Origin of the sequence: Tateyamaria pelophila, from assembly GCF_019966495.1 — a bacterium.
GTDB lineage: Bacteria > Pseudomonadota > Alphaproteobacteria > Rhodobacterales > Rhodobacteraceae > Tateyamaria > Tateyamaria pelophila.
Genome location: NZ_JAIMIA010000089.1, coordinates 1 through 18,670 on the forward strand (window position 1 = coordinate 1; position 18,670 = coordinate 18,670).

Below are 18,670 nucleotides of genomic sequence, written 5' to 3' on the forward strand. Positions count from 1 at the left end.
GCCACATACGTGCAAATCCGTTCCCGAAGGTCCAAAGAATATGGTTTGCCCATGATCCACCTCCCAACGGAAGTGAATCAGACAAAAAGCTTCCTGTGAATCCCTTTCGATTCAGATCAAACACAAAACGCTTTAGTCTTTCTGGTGTCTCGGCACGCCCCGCAGCCGGGGAAACCGGTTTTCGGCCCAGTCGACGACGATCATCAAGACAATGAGGGTCAACGTCAGAGCCAGTGCCGCAAGCCCAAAGCTGAGCCCAATCGCAATCCCGATCGCCGCAAGCGCCCAGACCAATGCGGCTGTGGTGACGCCCTGTACGCGTCCACCTTGCGAAAGGATGACGCCTCCGCCGAGAAAGCCCACCCCGGACACGATTGCGGACATCACCCGTGAGGGATCGCCGCTTGAATCGGTCGCTGCATTGCCGAGGTCAACCAGCATCGCTGTGGTGATAACGACAATCGTGCAGCTTCGGATGCCGACGGGCTTGCCGCGCAATTGCCGGTCAAGCCCGATAGCACCGCCGCAAATGACAGCAATGATCAGGTGGCTCATCGCGTCGGGAAAGAACCCGGTTGGAGAGAAGTTGGCAAGCATGTGGTCGCGTACTCCATCTTCTTCAGCTGCTTTCGCCTGTGCGCGTTCGGGCTTGATTGCGTTGTTTTTCTTGCAGGAAACGGCGTTTTCGTCAAACGAATTGAATGGTCTTGATGTGTTGGTCTCTCCACGATGAGTCCGGTTTCGCACCAATCCAGCAGATTCGCAAAACGCAGTGCAGGTCTTTGAACGGCAAAACGGGCTCTAATCTGCACCGCGTCTCTTGGGCTGTCAGCTGTCGCTGGGTGGAGGTGCATCCGGAGGAGGCATCGCGGACAGCGCCTTGAACCCGGATTGTGCCAACAGCATCATCCAAGTCACGAGCACAAATGCAGACGTCAGGACCGGCATCGCGATAGGGCCGAGGAAAATCGCGACCGACGCCCACAGCCATGTCGAAATGATTGCGCCAAAGATGGCGTACAAGACACTTTGCACGTTCGCGACCAGAAAGACCCCGCAAAGGGCCATGGCCGTCAGTGCCGCGTTGTATCCGAACAGTCCGTCCCGGATGGCACCTTCCGGGCCGCCCGAGATTACAGCCGTCAGCGCTGCCACGCCCGCTCCGATTAGCGCCATTGCTGCGCTGATGCGTGAGTTTATCGCGATCCCGAGAATGATCAGATAGCCTGTGATCCAGTTGTCCTGAAAGAAAATCTGACCGATGGCATTGCCGATCCCCATATACCACGTGGGCAGAGTATAGGCGATCGAGTCCGGGAAATCCTCGGGCGAGATGGGCTTGACGAGGGGGCCCGCGTCGAGGTTTTCGAATTTGAGAACGGCAAACAGGAACATCCAGCCCACCAGAACGAAGGGGCCGGTCAGCGCCGCCACCCTGAACGGGGCCAGCACCGTGGCCATGGCCTGCATGACGATGGTGGACAGGGCCGAGCCGAAAATGATGTAGACTGTCATCAGTGGCGCCGGCACTGCTCCTGTGCGAAAATCCGCGCTGGTGAAGGCCACGAGGCAGAGGGCAACCAGAGCGCCGTTAAAGCCGAACAGCCCGGCTTTGATCATCTCCCGGTCCGCTTTCAGCGCCAGCGCCGCAAGGGTGCTGGCTGCCACACCCAGAATGGCAATAGAGCCATAGATCCAAGAATTGTAGAACAAGGCGAACAGGATCACGGCACCGCTCAGGGCGTTGTTCTGAAATACGACCTGACCGATGCCGCGCAGCATCCAGTCGAAAATCCCCAACCAGGGATGATCCCGCAGATGCACGACATCCATCCGGCGGGCCTCCTAGAACAGGAAGTAGCGTTGCGCCAGCGGCAATTCCGCAGCCGGTTCGCAAGTGATCGCGACGCCGTCCACGCGCACTTCGTAGGTTTGCGGATCGACTTCCAGCTTTGGACAGGCGTCGTTGTGGATCATGTCCTTTTTCTTGACCGTCCGCGTGCCCTTGACGGCGACAAGTGCCTTTTTCAGGTTCAGTTTCTCACCGATCCCATCATCCAGCGATGCTTGCGAGACGAATGTCACCCCGGTCGAGGAAAGAGCACCGCCCAATGCGCCGAACATGGGGCGATAGTGGACAGGTTGCGGCGTGGAAATCGATGCATTCGTGTCGCCCATAGGCGCCGTGGCGATCATGCCGCCCAACAGGACAAGCGACGGTTTGGCGCCGAACATCTTGGGATCCCACAACACCAGATCTGCGCGCTTGCCAACGGTGACCGACCCGATCTCATGGGCAAAGCCATGCGTGATCGCGGGGTTGATGGTATATTTTGCTATGTAGCGCTTGGCCCGGAAGTTATCGTTGCGCTCATTGTCTTCGGGCAGTGCGCCGCGCTGGACCTTCATCTTGTGCGCCGTTTGCCAGCAGCGGATCACCGTTTCGCCAATCCGGCCCATGGCCTGTGAATCCGATGACATCATCGAGAATACGCCCATGTCGTGCAGGATGTCTTCGGCAGCGATCGTTTCCTTGCGAATACGGCTTTCGGCAAAGGCGACGTCTTCGGGGATATCAGGGGAGAGGTGGTGGCAGACCATCAGCATGTCCAGATGTTCGTCCACCGTGTTGATCGTGTAGGGCCGCGTCGGATTGGTTGAGGCGGGCAGGATATTGGCCTCACCGGCCGCTGTGATGATGTCGGGCGCATGGCCGCCCCCGGCGCCTTCGGTATGGAAAGAGTGGATCGTGCGCCCCTTCATCGCGGCGAAAGTATCGGCGACAAAGCCGCTTTCGTTCAACGTATCCGTGTGGATCGCGACCTGCACGTCTTCAAGGTCTGCCACGGTCAGGCAATTGTCGATGGCCGCGGGGGTAGTGCCCCAGTCTTCGTGCAGTTTCAGCGCAGCTGCCCCTGCGCGGATCTGTTCGTGGATCGGTTCGGGCAGGCTGGTATTGCCCTTGCCCATCAGGGCGATGTTGATCGGCAGCGCATCTGCCGCTTCCAACATCCGGTGAATATACCACGGGCCCGGTGTCACCGTTGTCGCAAGCGTACCCACGGAAGGCCCCGTGCCCCCGCCCACCAGTGTGGTCACGCCAGCGGTCAGCGCATCGTCAATCTGTTGCGGTGCGATAAAGTGGATATGGGTGTCGATACCGCCGGGGGTCAGGATCTTGCCTTCGCCTGCAATCACGTCGGTGCCGGGTCCGATGACCACATCCACGTCCGGCTGAATGTCAGGGTTGCCCGCGCGCCCGATGGCGGTGATGCGACCGTTCTTGATGCCGACATCCGCCTTGATGACGCCCTGATGGTCGAGAATGACGGCGTTGGTGATGACCAGATCGACAACATCAGCAGCATTGCGCTGGCCTTGTCCCATGCCATCGCGGATCACCTTGCCGCCGCCAAATGTGACTTCATCCCCATAAATTGTGTGGTCTTTCTCGACCTCGATGATCAGGTCAGTGTCGGCCAGCCGCACCCGGTCACCCGTCGTCGGACCATACATGGAGGCATAGGTTTCGCGTGTAATTTTAACCATATCAGTTCTCCAGGGGGCCCATGATCTTTCCAGTGAAACCAAAGACTTTCTGGTCACCCGCGTATTTTACCAACCTGACTTCCCGCTCTTGGCCGGGCTCAAACCGGACTGCCGTGCCGCTGGCGATGTCGAGCCGAAAACCGCGCGTCGCGTCCCGGTCGAACTTGAGGGCCGAGTTGGTTTCGAAGAAATGATAGTGCGAGCCGACCTGAATGGGGCGATCTCCGGAATTTGCGACTTCAACCGTGATCTTGTCGCGCCCTGCGTTCAGTTCAATCTCGCCGTCTTCAATGAACATTTCACCTGGTTTCATGCCGCCCGCCTCACTGAATAGGGTTGTGGACAGTCACCAGCTTGGTGCCGTCGGGAAAGGTCGCTTCGACCTGAACGTCGTAGATCATCTCTGCCACACCATCCATCACGTCATCGCGGGTCAGAAGGGTGGCTCCATAGGACATCAGGTCGGCCACGGTGCGCCCGTCACGGGCACCTTCGAGGATCTCCAGCGAGATATAGGCAATGGCTTCTGGGTGGTTCAGTTTCAGACCGCGGGCCTTGCGCCGTTCCGCCAGCATACCCGCCGTGAAGATCAGCAACTTGTCTTTTTCGCGTGGCAGTAAGTTCATTTCAATCCCCGTCTCATCTATTTCAGGTCGACCAAATGCGTGGGTGGCAGGCAGCTTTGCCGAGGCCAAGCCTACGCAACAGGTCCCACGACCTCAAGAAAAACTGCCGCGCAGACCTGACTTTGGAACCTGCGTAGCGACAAACCACGACATCCTGCAACTGGCTGATCGACACTTGACCGAACTCGGCTGGTTCAAGATGCTGGCGTATTGTTTCGACGGCATCTTCGGGCAGTGGCCCGGCATAGATCATCGTGCCAAAGATCGGCTGACCCGATAGGCCATAAGCGGCGCGCAGGAAATCCGCATCACCGTCAAATGCGGCCCGCTCGAACCAGATCGGGCGACCATCGCGCGTGATCGTCGTGCGTTGCTCAAAACTGCCCATATCAAAGGCTTCCTGTGCTGCGGGACGGCCAAGGCTGGTGATGTCCCATCCGACAAAAGTCGCGTCTCCTTTCAGGGTGACCTCCGTTTCCGTACGCGCTCTTGCGTCGTTGAAAACGATGTTTTCCATTGGGAGAAACTCGCAGGCACCTCCGGCATCCACGGTAATCTCGATCCGTTGGGTGCTGACGCGGTGTGGCGAGCGGTAGAATTTTGTCGCGCCAGGCGACGTCAACACGCTGCTGGCGCCTGCGCCCACATTAATTCGCAACCCAAGACTGTCGCCGCCCGCGACACCACCCGGTGGGTGCAAGATATAAGAATGACAGGTTCCGTCGGATTCCGGATAGAACGGTCGTTGCACCAGCATCGGCCCAACATGCTTTTTATGAACCAGCGTCTTTTCATGTTTCCGTATGAAATCGAGGTCCAGTTTCGCAACCCAGGATGCGGACGCATCGACCGTATTGCGCGGCAGGGTCATTTCCGGATCGGGCATGTCCTTTGCCAAGCGTGAAACTCCCAACAGTTCAAATTCAGTTTAAGTTCTACTATTCTCGTCAAACTATTGTTCAGCGCATTTGGAATTGAAAGCGTTTTTTGAAATCTGAAAGGCATGGAGTGCATTCCGGAATACGATCCTACCAGCAATCAATTTCAGGTGTATCCGGCGAGGAAACAGAGGCTAAAAGTTTGACAAGGCAAGCACCCTGTGCGAGTCATTCTGTAAGTCGGCTGCGACCTGAGCGACGCGTGCAAATCAACGAATATCGGTGAATAATGGGGATTGCGGAATGCAGAAAGTTGTAAGCATAACTGCCGCGCAAGATGTTGGCGCGCACGCAGATAGTGCAGCGCTCACTGCCGTCTTGGCCCATGATGAGCGGCACGTGCGGCGCAAGACCATTCGCCTGTCGAACAATGAAAAAATCCTGATTGATCTGACCCGTCCGACCGTTTTGAACGCCGGAGACCTGCTTACGCTTGATGATGGAACCGCAGTGTTGGTCGAGGCTGCCTCGGAGGATCTTTTCGAAGTGCGCGGGCGTGACGGTATTCATCTGACGCAATTGGCATGGCACATCGGCAACCGTCACCTGCCCGCCGAGATCGCGGCCGACCACATCCTGATCCTGCGTGATCACGTCATTCGGGGCATGTTGGAAGGGTTGGGCGCATCCGTAGCCGATGTGACGGATACATTTTCGCCGTCCCGAGGGGCCTATGACGGCCAGTTCCACAGCCATGGCCACGGCTCGCACAGCCACGACCATGAGCCACACAGCCATGGCGATGAGCACGCGCATCATCACCACGGGTAACGACACGGGTAACGACGCCAGCAGGTGGGTATCAGGCGCGATTTAACAGGTGGAGCAAGCCAGCATGTCATCAGGAAACGGACCGCTTAGAATTGGAATTGGTGGGCCAGTGGGCTCGGGCAAGACGACGCTTACGGAGAAACTGTGTCTGGCGATGCGGGACGATTATTCGATTGGCGTCATCACCAATGACATTTACACCAAGGAAGACGCGGAGTTCCTGACCCGCAAGCAAGTGTTGCCTGCAGAGCGCGTCGTAGGGGTTGAAACCGGCGGTTGCCCGCATACTGCGATCCGAGAGGATGCGTCGATCAATCTGCAGGCCATCGCCGAATTGAACCGCAAGATTCCGGATCTGGACATCGTGTTCATTGAATCCGGTGGCGACAATCTGGCTGCAACGTTTTCTCCGGATCTCGCCGATCTTTCGATTTATGTGATCTCGGTTTGTCAGGGAGAAGAGATTCCCCGCAAAGGTGGTCCCGGCATCACCCGGTCTGACCTTCTGGTCATCAACAAGACCGATCTGGCCCCTTACGTAGGTGTCAATCTGGACGTCATGGTGTCGGATGCCGCCCGGATGCGGGGCCATCGTGAGGTGGTTTTTTCCGACATGTCGCGCAGTGTCGGCGTGCAGGAGGTGGTGTCCTATCTGGTCGAAAACGGTGGTTTGGTGAAGCGCCGCGACCTTGAAGAGAGTCACAACGTGGCATGAACGGCCGTAACGACGACCCCTTTCTGACCGGGACGGGCAGCTCTTTACTTTGACACATCCAAGAGCGGCAAATTCTGGCAGAGTGGCATCAATCTGAAACGTATCAGCTATGGGCATAAAAATTGAAACGCTTAGTCATTTTCATCTCCACTTTGACGATCCTGGCAGCTTGCCGCGAAGAGCCTGAACCCATTTCAGAGCCGATCCGCCCAGTCCGCGTGATCCTCGCCCAAAGCGATGCCGGTGGGGAGACTGTAACCCTGACGGGCGATATTCGTGCGCAGGATACCGTGACGCTCGGGTTCCGGACCAGCGGGCGCGTGGTCAATCGCTTTGTCGATGTCGGCGATAGCGTCGAACCCGCGCAGCTTCTGGCGCGGCTGGAAGACACGACGCAGCGCAATGCCATCGCCGCAGCGCAAGCCGAGGTTCAGGCCGCCGAGGGCGATGCGGACCGGGCCGAGACAGATTACGAACGCAACGCGCAACTTCTGGAGCGTGGGTTCAACACGCAGCAACGCTATGATGTCGCGCTGCAGACTCTGCGCCAAGCGCGTGCCCGTGCGGATGCGGCGCGCGCGAACCTCGCGAACGCGCAAGAGGCGCTGGCGTTCACGGCGCTCTATGCGGATGCATCGGGTGTGGTGACTGCCACTGGTGCCGAACCGGGCGAGGTTGTCGCGGCAGGTGCAATGGTTGTTCGCATGGCGCGCGACAATGGTCGGGACGCGGTCTTTGATGTGCCCGAGCGGCTCATTCAATCCGCTGACCCGACAGCAAGTGTTCAGGTTGCGCTTGTGAGCGACAATTCGGCCGTCGCGAACGGGCTTGTCCGGGAAGTCGCCCCGCAAGCGGATGCGGTTACGCGCACCTTCCTCGTCCGGGTTGGCCTGTCCGACGTTCCGGACAGCTTTCGGCTCGGCTCCGCTGTCACCGGAAGCCTGGAATTGGCGGGCCTCGCAGCAACGCCACTACCTGCCACGGCGTTGACTACGATGGAAGGCGATCCAGCGGTCTTTATCGTTGACCCGGGCACAGGGATTGTCGAACTGCGAAAGGTCGAGATTGGCCGATTTGACATCGCCGAGGTCTGGGTGACGCAAGGCATTGCCGATGGTGAAACTGTCGTGACCGCCGGTGTCCAGACCCTGCGCCCCGGGCAAGAAGTGCGGGTCGGGGAGGGTCGCTAGGATGGGCGCTAATCTGTCCGCATGGGCCCTGAAAAACAAGTCGCTGGTCTATTTTTTCATGGCTCTGACGGTTATAATGGGCGTCATCGCATTTCTGGAGCTTGGACGGGATGAAGACCCGCCCTTTACCATCCGCACCATGGTCGTGCAGGCGTCGTGGCCTGGCGCCACCGCCGAGGAAACCTTGTTGCAGGTGACCGAGCGGCTTGAACAAACGTTGCAGGAAACGCCCTATATCGATCGCATCGACAGCGAGACACGGCCGGGCGTCTCGACATTGTTCGTGCATCTCGTCAGCGCGACCCCTGCGGATGAAGTTCCGGCGATCTGGAAAAACGTCAGAAACCGGGTCGGGGACATGCGGCATACACTCCCTCAGGGAGTGATCGGACCCGGCTTCAACGATGAATTCGGCGATACGTTCGGCGTTATTTATGGCTTTATGGCAGATGGTTTCTCGCGTCGTGAGCTGCGCGATTACGTCGAAGACATCCGTTCGGACCTGTTGCGGGTGCAATATGTGTCCAAGATTGAAATTCTTGGAGCGCAGGACGAGACGTTCTTCGTCGAGTTCGATCCGGCCCAGCTGGCTTCCGTAGGAATTCCACCGAGCGCCATACGTGACGCGCTTCGGGGGCAGAACCTCGTGCGGCCCGGCGGTACCCTGCGCAGCGGCACAGACGCGATTTCAGTGGAGGTGACCGGTGCTTTCTCGAGCGAAGAGGATCTACGCGACATCGTTCTGCCGGCCAACGGGCGCAGCGTCCGTCTGGGCGACGTGGCCCAGATCCGTCGTGGATATGCGGATCCACCGCAACCGATGTTCCGTGTGAACGGACAGGACGCATTGGGTCTGGCCATCGCGATGGCGGACGGTGGTGACGTGATCGCCTTGGGCCAGAACCTCGAACAGCGGATGACCGAACTTCTCGCCGATTTGCCCATCGGGATCGAGTACGTGCTGGTCGCCAACCAGCCTGAAATTGTGGACGTCGCGATCTCGGAATTCACCGAGTCTCTTTGGCAGGCGATCGCCATCGTTCTGGTCATCAGCTTCGTGGCCCTCGGCGTGCGGGCCGGATTGGTTGTCGCCATCGCCATCCCACTGACCATGGCGGCTGTTTTCGTCATCCTGCAATTCGTCGGTATCGACCTTCAGCGGATCTCGCTTGGGGCGCTCATCATTGCACTTGGATTGCTGGTCGACGATGCGATGACGACGGTCGACAGCATGAGCCGGCGGCTGGCCGCCGGGGATGATGAAGTGCAGGCCGGATCCTATGCCTATTCCAAACTCGCCTTTGCCATGCTGGCCGGGGCGTTGGTCACCATTGCGGGCTTTGTGCCCGTGGGCTTTGCACAAAGTTCCGCAGGTGAATACACCTTTTCGATATTCGCTGTGGTTGGCATTGCCCTGATCGCTTCCTGGGTCGTCGCGGTGCTTTTTGTTCCGGTGATTGGCGTTTTGTTGCTGCGCGCTCCGAAATCAGCGGACAGCAAGCAAGAAGGCCTGATGCTGAGGGCGTTTCGCCGCGTATTGCAAGCGGCGATGCGCATTCGGTTGATCGTGGTTGGCGCTACGGTCGGGTTGTTCGTTCTGGCAATTCTCGGGCTTTCGCAGGTGCCTCGACAGTTTTTCCCGCCCTCGGATCGCGTCGAATTGCTGATCGACATCAACATGCCGCAAGGCGCGTCGATCCACGGTACGCAAGCGACCGTCGACAAGTTGGAAACCATTTTGCATGAGCAAGAAGGGATTGCCCGCTGGAGCAGCTATATAGGCCGCGGTGCCATCCGGTTCTACCTGCCGCTGAACGTCCAGACGCCGAACCCGTTCTTGGCGCAGTTGGTCCTTGTGACGGACAGCATCGAAGACAGGCTCCGCTTGCAGCCACTTTTGGAAGAGATCCTGACGGAAGAATTCCCCGGTGTCATCACCCGGATCTACGCGCTTGAGGTTGGCCCGCCGGTCGGGTGGCCCCTTCAATATCGTGTAACCGGCCCTGACCCAGATCAGGCGCGGACCATTGCGCGCGAGGTTGCGGCGGTTGTGGCCGACGTAGGCTTTACCAAGTCGATCAGTTTCAACTGGATGGAGCCTGCGCGCACCATTCGCGTTGAACTGGATCAGGACGAAGCCCGGCGCCTCGGCCTGAGTGCCGCGGCAGTTTCCGACGTGCTGGAACTGCATCTGTCGGGAACCCCAGTGACGCAAATCCGCGACGACATCTATCTGATCCCCGTGGTGGCGCGTGCCGAAGGCGGTCAGACCCTGTCGCCCGAGCGGATGGCAAACCTCGAGATTGCCTTGCCCGGTGGCCGGACAGTACCGCTGTCGCAGATTGCAAGGCTCGAACCCGAGTTGACCAATCCGATGATCCACCGACGTGACCGGGTGGCTGCCCTGACCGTTCAGGCAGATGTTCAGCCCGGCATCGAGGCGGCAACAGTCGCAGACATGATCGAGGTTGCACTCGAGGATCTGCGCGCAGGACTGCCACTGGGCTTTTCCATCGATACCGGCGGTCTGGTCGAAGAAAGCAGCGAATCCCAGGCGTCGGTCTTTGAGGTTGTGCCGCTGATGCTGGTGCTCGTTCTGGCCATTCTGATGATCGCACTGCGCAGTTTCCGGCTGGTGGGAATGGTTCTGTTTATGGCGCCGCTTGGCATGATCGGTGTCGTCATGGCGTTGTTGATTTCAGGACAACCGCTTGGCTTTGTGGCGATCCTCGGGGTCTTGGCGCTTGTCGGAATGATCGCCAAGAACGCAGTTATCCTGATTGAACAGATCGAGGATGAGCGGCACTCCGGCAAGCCGGTGCGACAGGCCGTCATTGACGCCTCTGCCAGCCGGGTCCGTCCGATTGCCCTGACGGCCCTGTCCACAGTGCTGGGATTGATTCCGATTGCCTTCACGGTGTTCTGGAGCGCGATGGCTTTCGCCATTATGGGTGGCTTGGCCATTGCTTCGGTGCTGACCTTGATTGTGCTGCCTGTCCTCTATGATCTGGTTTTTAACAGAAGCGGCGCAAGCGAAACCCAACCCCAAGCCACACCGGAGCCGGAAGTGGTATGACCGACGAGACCGTCCCGCCTCAGACGCTCAGCAGCCAGACGCGGCTGTTGTTCGTCGGGGCGCTGGCGCTGGCGTTTATCGGGTTCGGGCTGTTTGTTTCAGGATGGGAGGAAACTCTCGCCGGAATGGATAACATCCTGTTTGCCCGCGATACACTGATCACAGACTATGTTGAGTTGGGCGGCGTCGGGGCCGCCTTCCTGAACGCCGGACTGCTCACGATCATTGCCGCCGGGTTCTATTGGGTCACCGGTGCGACTGTCGGCGGCGGCGCGATTGCCGCGTTGCTGCTGGTGTTGGGCTTTGCGCTGTTTGGCAAGAACTTGTTGAACATATGGCCGATCCTCGCAGGCGTGTTTATCTACAGCCGTTTTCGCGGCGAACCCTTCGGGAACCATCTCAACACAGCATTCTTTGGATGTGCCTTGGCACCGGTGGTGTCCGAAGTTCTGTTCAGCACATCGCTGGCCCCCATGATCAGCATCCCCTTGGGTGTCATGACTGGCATAGTCATGGGCTTCATCATGCCGCCGGTAGCCGCGCAACTCTTCAAGGCGCATGGGGGTTACAGCCTTTACAACATGGGGTTCACAGCCGGATTGATTGGCACATTGGTGGTCGCCATTTATATTTCCTACGGCTTTGTCCCCGAGCCTGTCTTCATCTGGGCGGTCGACAAGACGTGGCAGTTGACACCGTTCCTGATGGTCTGTTTCGGAGCGATGATCGTGGCGGGCCGCCTTGTGGACCGCGAGTGCTTTGGCCGCTACCGCGATCTGTTGACGCGCCCGGGCCAATCCCCAACCGACTTTGCGGCGACCTGTGGCGACGGGGCCGTGCTGGTCAACATGGGCGTGCTTGGGGTTCTTTCGACCGGTTACGTACTGGCGATTGATGCCGATCTGAATGGCCCAGTCATTGGTGCCATCCTGTCGATTGTCGGCTTTGGAGCATTTGGCAAACATGCCTTCAATTGTACCCCCGTGGTCGCCGGTGTCTTTCTGGCAACGGTTCTCAAACAGGGGGATCCCACTACGCCGGGCGTCATTCTTGCTGCACTCTTCTCGACCACGCTTGCACCGATTTCAGGCAGTTTCGGGTGGTACTGGGGCATTGTCGCGGGCATGGTTCATGTGTCTGCCGCACAAACGGTCGGGGTGCTGCATGGGGGCCTGAACCTCTACAATAACGGCTTCGCAGCGGGTTTCGTCGCCGCAACGATTGCGCCGGTGGCACTGGCCATTCAAGCCCGCTTCACGCAGCAGACAGGGCCGAAAATCTAGAGCTTCTGTGTTCTGATATGGCTGAACATGGGTATTCTCGCGCATGTTTTGGTTCGGCGAATGCAGTTGGAGCAGGTCCGCATGCGATTGCTGCAATGCTTGCCGAAACTGTGATCCGTTGCCTCTGCGTCGTGACCCGTCATCTCGTTCACAAGACCTGAATCCCGAGCGTGCAAGTCAAGTTGACAAAGGTCCGCGATCCGCCACGACTTCCACAAGGCAGGAATGCGCGATCGGGCCTTGCGCCAGCTTCGAGGTTCCCTTGTCCAGCGTCAGCACATTGGGGTTTCCGTTTTCGCAACGCGTCCCGGCGGGTTTGTACCAAGCGCCGGTTGCCATCTGGATGACACCCCGCCGGATATTTTCGGACAATCGGAGTTCCGCAACGCACGCGCCCCTTGCGTTTTTCAGGCAGACAATCTGCCCTTCCACCAGATCACGCTCTTGCGCGTCTTCGGGATTCATCAACAACCGTTCGACGCCTTTTGGTCGGTCCGCGCGGCTGACCGAGCCGTGATCCATCTGGCTGTGGAGCTTGTTCTTGGGCTGGTTCGAGATCAGGTGAAGTTGGGAGGGTTGAGCGCCGCCCAACCATTCGACCGGTTCAAACCATGTCGGATGTCCGGGGCAGTCCTCATATCCGAATGATGCAATCGTGTCCGAGAAAATCTCGATCTTGCCGCTGGGTGTCTCCAGAGGATTTGCTTGTGGGTCGTCGCGGAACGCTTGGAGCATGATGGTCGGCGCGTCGGGGTCGGGTAGACGAACCCAGCCGTCACGTTGGAGTGTTTCCCAATCCGGCAGCGCAATCTGCTCGGATGCCGCGCGTTGGCGAGAGGTTGACCAGAGCCAGCGCAACCAGTCGTCCGGCGTCCGCCCGTCCGTAAACGCGTCATCCACGCCCATCATGGAGGCGATGCCGCGAAAGATTTCGTGATCGTCTCGGGCTTGCCCGACAGGCGCGATCGCGGGATCCATCGCAATGACATACGGGTCTTTGGGGGACATCGCGATATCGCGCCGTTCCAACGGGGTGGTGCAGGGCAAAACGATATCGGCATGACGCGCCAGCGCGTTCCAGCACCATTCGTTGGCAATGATCGTATCCGGTTTCGCCCAGGCTTTGCGCATCCGGTTCAGATCCTGATGGTGGTGGAAAGGATTGCCTCCGGCCCACCAGATAATCTTGATGTCGGGGTAAGTGTACTGCGTGCCATCATAATCAAACGCACCGCCCGGATTTTCCAGCAGATCCGTCACGCGCGCGACCGGAATGAAATCCTTCACCGGATTTTCGCCTTGCGGGACAGACGCCCAGTCGATCTGATGCCGGTTGAGCCCGGTATTGTTCATCGCTGAATAGCCAAACGCCAGCCCTGTGCCGAGCAGGCCAATCTGGCCCAGCATGGACGCGAGGGCGATGGCGGCCCAGAACGGTTGTTCGCCGTGATCCTGACGGGTCAGGGCCCATGCGACCGAAATCATGGTGCGGCTTGCGCCCATTTCGAGGGCAAGGGCTCGGATCGCGTCCGCAGGCACATCGCAGATTTTGCTGGCCCAATCGGGTGATTTCACGATCCCATCTGCCGTGCCCTCCAGATACGCTGCAAAGGTTTCGAAGCCGTGCGTGTAGCGGTTCAGGAAATCTGCGTCATGCAGTTCTTCGGACAGCAGGGTTTGGCACAAGGCCAGTATCAACGCGACGTCTGTGCCGGGGCGGATCGCCATCCAGTCCGCATTCACCTTGTCGTCAATATCCGCGCGCAACGGCGAGATATTCACGAATTTGACGCCCGCGTCATGCGCTGCGAATAATCCCGCTTTTTGCACATGGGCCCCGGTGCCGCCTTGGCTGATCTGTCCGTTCTTCAATGGTACGCCACCGAAGGCGACAAAAAGTTCGCAATCGGTCGCAATGGTTTCCCACGATGTGGTGGTATCCAGATGCCCGCGAAATGTGCCGAGAATATGCGGCACAACCACTTCGGCCGCAGCAAAAGAGTATGTATTCTTTGAGCTGGTGTATCCACCGATGCAGTTGAGGAACCGTTTGAGTTGGCTTTGCGCATGATGAAACCGCCCGGCGCTGGCCCAGCCATACGATCCGGCATAGATGGCGTTGTTGCCGTGCGCCTGAATGACCCGGTTCAGTTCTTCGGCGACAAGCGCATTGGCCTCTTCCCAAGTGACTTCGACAAACGGGTCATCGCCGCGCAAGTCACCCCGCGCGCCCGGCCCACCCTCAAGCCAGCTTTTGCGGACCATCGGCGCCTTGATGCGCGTTTCGTCTTCCAGCACATCAACGATGCCGTGGCCAATGGGCGACGGATCCTTGTCCTCTTCAAAATCCTCCAGATGGGTGACGTGGCCGTCTTTCACATGAACGCGGTAGGTGCCCCAGTGATTGGAGGTCAGAAGCTCTCGGTCTGGTGCGGGTATGTTTGACATGCTCATATCGGGTTAAATAGCCCGGTCCAGCCGTGGCTTCCAGAAGGGACGGAACAATTCGATCTTGGGGCACTGTTTATGACCACGTGCAAATTCGCATCCCCGGACAGTTTTGCAACCCTGTCGTCGTAAACGCCGATCTTTTCCCACTTTCGGCCGATCAAAGCCAAGCATGTGAGCATGTGCCGACGGCCAATGCCTACAATCCGGGTAATGCAGGCTTGCGCTACCGGGTCCAAACACGATTGGGCGATGGGTTGAAGATCAGTCGGGCTGACGCATTGGCAGGCATTTGCGAGATTGGAAGGTGCATCTTTACCCGGTGTCCGGCCCCAGTTCCTTTTTGCCCCCTCCTACGCACAAGAACGGATAGCTGCACCGGGACAGGCCGCGTTCAAGGCCCGTCTGGACCAAGCCTGGTCTGACTTTACCGGGCAGGCGGACGCTTGGATCACGGTGATTGAGTTCGTAGGACCAGCGTCAGTCTTGGCCCGCTATGGCGCCAGTCCCCGCCGGGATATAGCGCCGAACGAGGGGTAATTCTGTCGCTCGGTGACGAATAATGCCTGCCGGCACACAAATGGAAGGAGCGGTGGGTTTGTCTGATTGTGATCCTCTTGTGGTGCGCTCATTTCGGGCAGACCCGAGTTGTTTGGACCCAAAGAATACGCGCGAGCCGGGCGAGGCATTAATGGAATATCCATACCCAAAAGTATGCCCTACGGTATGTTACCAAGTCCGGTCCTCAGGAGAATAGACCTATGAAAGTTGATTATCTGATTTGCGGCGCTGGCGCGACAGGGCTTTCCTTTCTGGATGTCATCCTGAGCGAAACCGACGCGACCGTGGCAATTGTGGATCGGCGCGACGCACCCGGCGGGCATTGGAATGATGCCTATCCGTTTGTGCGTTTGCACCAGTCATCCTCGTTTTACGGTGTTTGTTCACGGCCGCTGAACACGCCACGTTTGGCGGAGGGCGGATTTAATGCGGGCCTCTTCGAGTTGTCCACCAAATCCGAAATTCTGCACTATTTCCACGATCTGATGGAGAACACCTACCTGCCAACGGGCCGCATAACATATTTCCCGATGTCAGAACATGTCGGCGATGGGCAGATCAGATCACTTGTCACGGGCAAGGTCACCGACATCCAGATCGGCAAGAAGCTGGTCAATGCGGGCCTCTGGGGCGATCTTGGATCGATCCCGTCGACGCATAATCGCTCCTTTGACGTTGCGACGGGCGTAGAGTGCATTCCGCCCAACGATCTGCCGCAACGTGCGCCAGGGCATGACGCTTTTACCGTGATCGGGGCGGGCAAGACGGGGATGGATGCAGTCATCTGGCTGTTGGATCGTGGCGTTGAGCCTGCGAATATTACGTGGGTGCGCCCCAACGATTACTGGCTGTTCCATCGCGAAAAAATCATGAACCATCCTGATTTTTTTGACACTGCTATCGACTCGTTTCAGGCGGAGTTGGCCGCGTTCGGGACCGCGTCGACGGTTACGGAGTATTGTGAACAGATGGAAAAATCGGGCATGTGGCACCGTATTGATCCCGAGGTTTGGCCAACCAAATTTCATGCTGCCGTTTGCTCCAACACGGAAATCGAGGCGTTGCGACAGGTCACGGATGTTCTGCGTGCGGGACATGTGACCCGGATCGAACCTGATCGGCTTGTCCTGCAAGACGCAGAAGTGGATGTCGCACCTGGTCGGCTGTACATAGATTGCACCGCGCGGGCAGGGACGATTTTGGGGCCGGATGCACCACCGATCTTTGATGGCGATACGATAAACCTCTTCATGGTGCGCTTGTTTCAGCCCTTGTTCAGCGCCGCTTTGATCGCGTTTCTGGAAGCCAGGGTTGCAGACGACCAGGTGCGTAAAGCCTGCACGCACCTTGTGAACTTTCACGATACGCCCGCGCAGTATCTGGCTGAAGCGCGAAACGGGATGCTCAACCAAGGAGCGTGGACGCAAGTGCCTGAGCTAAAGGCATGGATCGACAAATGTCGCCTGTACGGGATGAACCATTTGCTGGTCGGCCTCACAGCACGCGATTCTGAAAAGCTGAAAAAACTGAGCCGGTTCGCGCCGCTGAGCAAGGCCGCAGTCGAGAACATTCCTCGCATACTGGAACATGAGCGCGCATAGACATTTGCGATCATGGTTGTGCACGCTGTTCGCAAATCCTGACACCTTCAGATTGTGCATAGCTTTCTTGTCACGCTCATCGTGAATTATGGCACTGTCCGAGTTTTGATCTGTTTTTTCCGGCGTCGGCCGCTTATTATGCAATCCAGCGTCGAGCCGTCTGCCTTCGCCCTTCACGGAAGTCTGATAAATGAAATTTTCCAAGCATATTCTGGCCTGCGCTGTCGCTCTAAGTGGGTCTTTGTCTATGGCCCAATCTGTGTTTGCTCAGGATGGTTTTCTTCCCGGTTTGCTGTCAGCGGGCGGTACGCTGGACGATCCTGATCCGGATGTGGTCATGACAATCGGAGCCGGGGCCTCTTATGCGCCAGCCTATTTTGGTTCGGATGATTACGAATTGAGCCCGTCCGGGACTTTTCGTTTCGATTACGTCCGTTTTCCAAACGGGTTTACATTTGGTTCCGGCAATACAGTTGGTTTCGTTGAAGGTTTCGGCCTTCGCGGTTCTGCAAATTACATCGGTAAACGTGACTCAAGCGAGCATGACGAAATCAATGGTCTGGATGACGTCAACAGAACCTTGGAACTTGGTTTGGGTCTTGGCTATGAACAAGCGAACTACCGGGTTTTCGCCAACGCACGCTATGGCTTTTTCGGCCACAAATCCTTTGTTGGCGATGCGGGAGCCGACTTGATTGCGCGTCCCATTCAGGGATTGACGCTCACAGCTGGTCCGCGCATGAACTTTGGTTCAAACAAATTCGCAAACACATATTTCGGCATCAACCAGACTGAATCAGCTGCAAGTGGGCTGGCGGAATACTCAGCGGATGGTGGCCTCATGAGTGCCGGGGTTGAGATAACTGCGCTCTATCAGTTCAACCCCCGCTGGGGCGTGCGCGCTGATCTCACGTGGGACCGGCTGACCAACGATGCAAAAGATTCTCCGATCACCCAGCAAGGGGATGATGACCAATTCCGGATCAAACTCGTATTGGTTCGTCGCATATCCATCGATTTCTAACACTTGCATCTTTTCTGTAGGTCGCGCATCCCTGAGAACGCCCGGGGTGCGCGGCCTGTCTGAAACGTCGCCGCGCATATCAAGTTTTTGCCGTGCGCTGGTCATTCCTGGGCGCCTCCCTGAACCAGTGCGGTGACGCTCTTCGCAAAGTGTCTCATTCCGCGATGTACTGACAGTTACATGGGCAAAGTGCGCCGCAATGCCAAACTGAATCTGTCCTGCAAACATCCGTCCCACACAAAGCAATTCACGTCGCAACCACGCGATGTATGTTTCCTCAAGAAATTGACTGGAAAGCCCATTTCCAATTCCTGGCTGTCTTCGACCTCAGCCGACCAGGACCCACAGTTACGGGTCGCTGACTGCTGTACAACGAAACTGAAACCCGCATTCCCCAAGTAGATCTCTGATTTCGCTGTCTTGAACGTGATATTTTCTATATATATCATGGCGTTGGTTGCTGCGGAGGATGTGTTTCATGGATCACCCAGAGGGTGCGGGCTTGCAGCGGGCAGATCGTGTGGATTTTGACCCTCGCGTGCGGCTGGAATTCCGGGGCGCTCAGCTCAGTTCGGATGGCGGCCTTCTGGTGATGCGCGAGCTTGATGACGCGCTCGGTCTGTCCAATCTGGCGTCTGCTGCCCTGTGCGATAATCGCCGTGGCAAGAACACGATCCACCGGCTCGACGGGCTGTTTCGGCAATCGGTCTACGGCCGGTTGGCAGGATACGGGGACGTCAATGACGCCGACCGTCTCGCGCTCGATCCCGTGATGCGCCAGGTTGTCGGTGGCCGTGCCGTCGATGCGCATGCCGCATCCACGTCGCAGATGGGCCGGTTCGAGACCGAGGGACTGGCGACCGCAGAGAACCGGGCGGCTCTGTCTGA

General features: G+C 58.0%; 15 protein-coding genes. 8 read left to right on the plus strand and 7 right to left on the minus strand.

Features of this window, described 5'->3' with window-relative positions; genetic code table 11:
* Positions 1-132: 132 nt before the first annotated feature.
* From LC354_RS20310 to LC354_RS20335, 6 genes are all read right to left on the minus strand, one after another.
* Complete coding sequence (locus LC354_RS20310; protein ID WP_223427270.1) at positions 133-597, minus strand: MgtC/SapB family protein; 465 nt, start codon at positions 595-597, stop codon at positions 133-135.
* A gap of 231 nt (positions 598-828) precedes the next feature.
* Complete coding sequence (locus LC354_RS20315) at positions 829-1,833, minus strand: urea transporter (protein ID WP_223427272.1); 1,005 nt, start codon at positions 1,831-1,833, stop codon at positions 829-831.
* 12 nt (positions 1,834-1,845) lie between these two features.
* The gene (ureC, locus tag LC354_RS20320) at positions 1,846-3,549 is read right to left on the minus strand and encodes an urease subunit alpha (RefSeq protein WP_223427273.1); all 1,704 of its coding nucleotides are present in this window, start codon (positions 3,547-3,549) and stop codon (positions 1,846-1,848) included.
* Between the two features lies 1 nt (position 3,550).
* Positions 3,551-3,862 carry an urease subunit beta gene (locus LC354_RS20325; protein WP_223427279.1) on the minus strand — a complete coding sequence of 104 codons (312 nt, stop codon included), beginning with the start codon at positions 3,860-3,862 and terminating at the stop codon, positions 3,551-3,553.
* Positions 3,863-3,872: 10 nt separating this feature from the next.
* Positions 3,873-4,175 carry an urease subunit gamma gene (locus tag LC354_RS20330; RefSeq protein ID WP_223427280.1) on the minus strand — a complete coding sequence of 101 codons (303 nt, stop codon included), beginning with the start codon at positions 4,173-4,175 and terminating at the stop codon, positions 3,873-3,875.
* A 22-nt stretch (positions 4,176-4,197) separates the two neighbouring features.
* Entirely contained in the window at positions 4,198-5,073 is an 876-nt protein-coding gene (locus LC354_RS20335; protein WP_223427282.1) for an urease accessory protein UreD, read from the minus strand.
* A gap of 283 nt (positions 5,074-5,356) precedes the next feature.
* On the opposite strand from LC354_RS20335, the gene LC354_RS20340 reads away from it, so the two are divergent.
* The 5 genes from LC354_RS20340 (at position 5,357) to LC354_RS20360 (ending at position 12,148) form a co-directional block, all read left to right on the plus strand.
* Positions 5,357-5,884, plus strand: a complete 528-nt coding sequence (locus tag LC354_RS20340) for an urease accessory protein UreE (protein ID WP_223427284.1) — start codon at positions 5,357-5,359, stop codon at positions 5,882-5,884.
* 64 nt (positions 5,885-5,948) lie between these two features.
* Positions 5,949-6,599: an urease accessory protein UreG gene (gene ureG, locus LC354_RS20345; protein ID WP_223427286.1), complete on the plus strand. Its 651-nt coding sequence runs from the start codon at positions 5,949-5,951 to the stop codon at positions 6,597-6,599.
* 122 nt (positions 6,600-6,721) lie between these two features.
* Positions 6,722-7,789 carry an efflux RND transporter periplasmic adaptor subunit gene (locus tag LC354_RS20350; protein ID WP_223427288.1) on the plus strand — a complete coding sequence of 356 codons (1,068 nt, stop codon included), beginning with the start codon at positions 6,722-6,724 and terminating at the stop codon, positions 7,787-7,789.
* Position 7,790: 1 nt separating this feature from the next.
* A complete protein-coding gene (locus LC354_RS20355) occupies positions 7,791-10,865 on the plus strand; it encodes an efflux RND transporter permease subunit (RefSeq protein ID WP_223427289.1) in 3,075 nt (1,024 codons plus the stop codon).
* Positions 10,862-12,148 (plus strand): DUF1576 domain-containing protein, encoded by a 1,287-nt coding sequence (locus tag LC354_RS20360; RefSeq protein WP_223427290.1) that lies wholly within the window; start codon positions 10,862-10,864, stop codon positions 12,146-12,148. The genes LC354_RS20355 and LC354_RS20360 overlap by 4 nt, the downstream gene beginning before the upstream one ends.
* Before the next feature lie 177 nt (positions 12,149-12,325).
* Here LC354_RS20360 and LC354_RS20365 read toward each other — a convergent pair whose 3' ends face one another.
* Complete coding sequence (locus LC354_RS20365; protein ID WP_223427291.1) at positions 12,326-14,596, minus strand: molybdopterin-dependent oxidoreductase; 2,271 nt, start codon at positions 14,594-14,596, stop codon at positions 12,326-12,328.
* Between the two features lie 761 nt (positions 14,597-15,357).
* Between LC354_RS20365 and LC354_RS20370 the strand changes: the two genes are divergently transcribed.
* The 3 genes from LC354_RS20370 to LC354_RS20380 form a co-directional block, all read left to right on the plus strand.
* Positions 15,358-16,758 (plus strand): hypothetical protein, encoded by a 1,401-nt coding sequence (locus LC354_RS20370; protein ID WP_223427292.1) that lies wholly within the window; start codon positions 15,358-15,360, stop codon positions 16,756-16,758.
* A 337-nt stretch (positions 16,759-17,095) separates the two neighbouring features.
* On the plus strand, positions 17,096-17,782 hold the full coding sequence (locus LC354_RS20375; protein ID WP_223427293.1) for a MipA/OmpV family protein: 687 nt from the start codon (positions 17,096-17,098) through the stop codon (positions 17,780-17,782).
* A gap of 478 nt (positions 17,783-18,260) precedes the next feature.
* Positions 18,261-18,670: transposase (locus tag LC354_RS20380; protein WP_223421634.1), on the plus strand; the 410-nt coding region annotated here is incomplete at its 3' end.

Bases quoted from the DNA above. Each gene is read 5' to 3' on its own strand.
- LC354_RS20310 (WP_223427270.1), bottom strand. From the start codon at position 597: ATGCTTGCCAACTTCTCTCCAACCGGGTTCTTTCCCGACGCGATGAGC.
- LC354_RS20315 (WP_223427272.1), bottom strand. From the start codon at position 1,833: ATGGATGTCGTGCATCTGCGGGATCATCCCTGGTTGGGGATTTTCGAC.
- ureC (WP_223427273.1), bottom strand. From the start codon at position 3,549: ATGGTTAAAATTACACGCGAAACCTATGCCTCCATGTATGGTCCGACG.
- LC354_RS20325 (WP_223427279.1), bottom strand. From the start codon at position 3,862: ATGAAACCAGGTGAAATGTTCATTGAAGACGGCGAGATTGAACTGAAC.
- LC354_RS20330 (WP_223427280.1), bottom strand. From the start codon at position 4,175: ATGAACTTACTGCCACGCGAAAAAGACAAGTTGCTGATCTTCACGGCG.
- LC354_RS20340 (WP_223427284.1), top strand. From the start codon at position 5,357: ATGCAGAAAGTTGTAAGCATAACTGCCGCGCAAGATGTTGGCGCGCAC.
- ureG (WP_223427286.1), top strand. From the start codon at position 5,949: ATGTCATCAGGAAACGGACCGCTTAGAATTGGAATTGGTGGGCCAGTG.
- LC354_RS20355 (WP_223427289.1), top strand. From the start codon at position 7,791: ATGGGCGCTAATCTGTCCGCATGGGCCCTGAAAAACAAGTCGCTGGTC.
- LC354_RS20360 (WP_223427290.1), top strand. From the start codon at position 10,862: ATGACCGACGAGACCGTCCCGCCTCAGACGCTCAGCAGCCAGACGCGG.
- LC354_RS20365 (WP_223427291.1), bottom strand. From the start codon at position 14,596: ATGTCAAACATACCCGCACCAGACCGAGAGCTTCTGACCTCCAATCAC.
- LC354_RS20370 (WP_223427292.1), top strand. From the start codon at position 15,358: ATGAAAGTTGATTATCTGATTTGCGGCGCTGGCGCGACAGGGCTTTCC.
- LC354_RS20375 (WP_223427293.1), top strand. From the start codon at position 17,096: ATGACAATCGGAGCCGGGGCCTCTTATGCGCCAGCCTATTTTGGTTCG.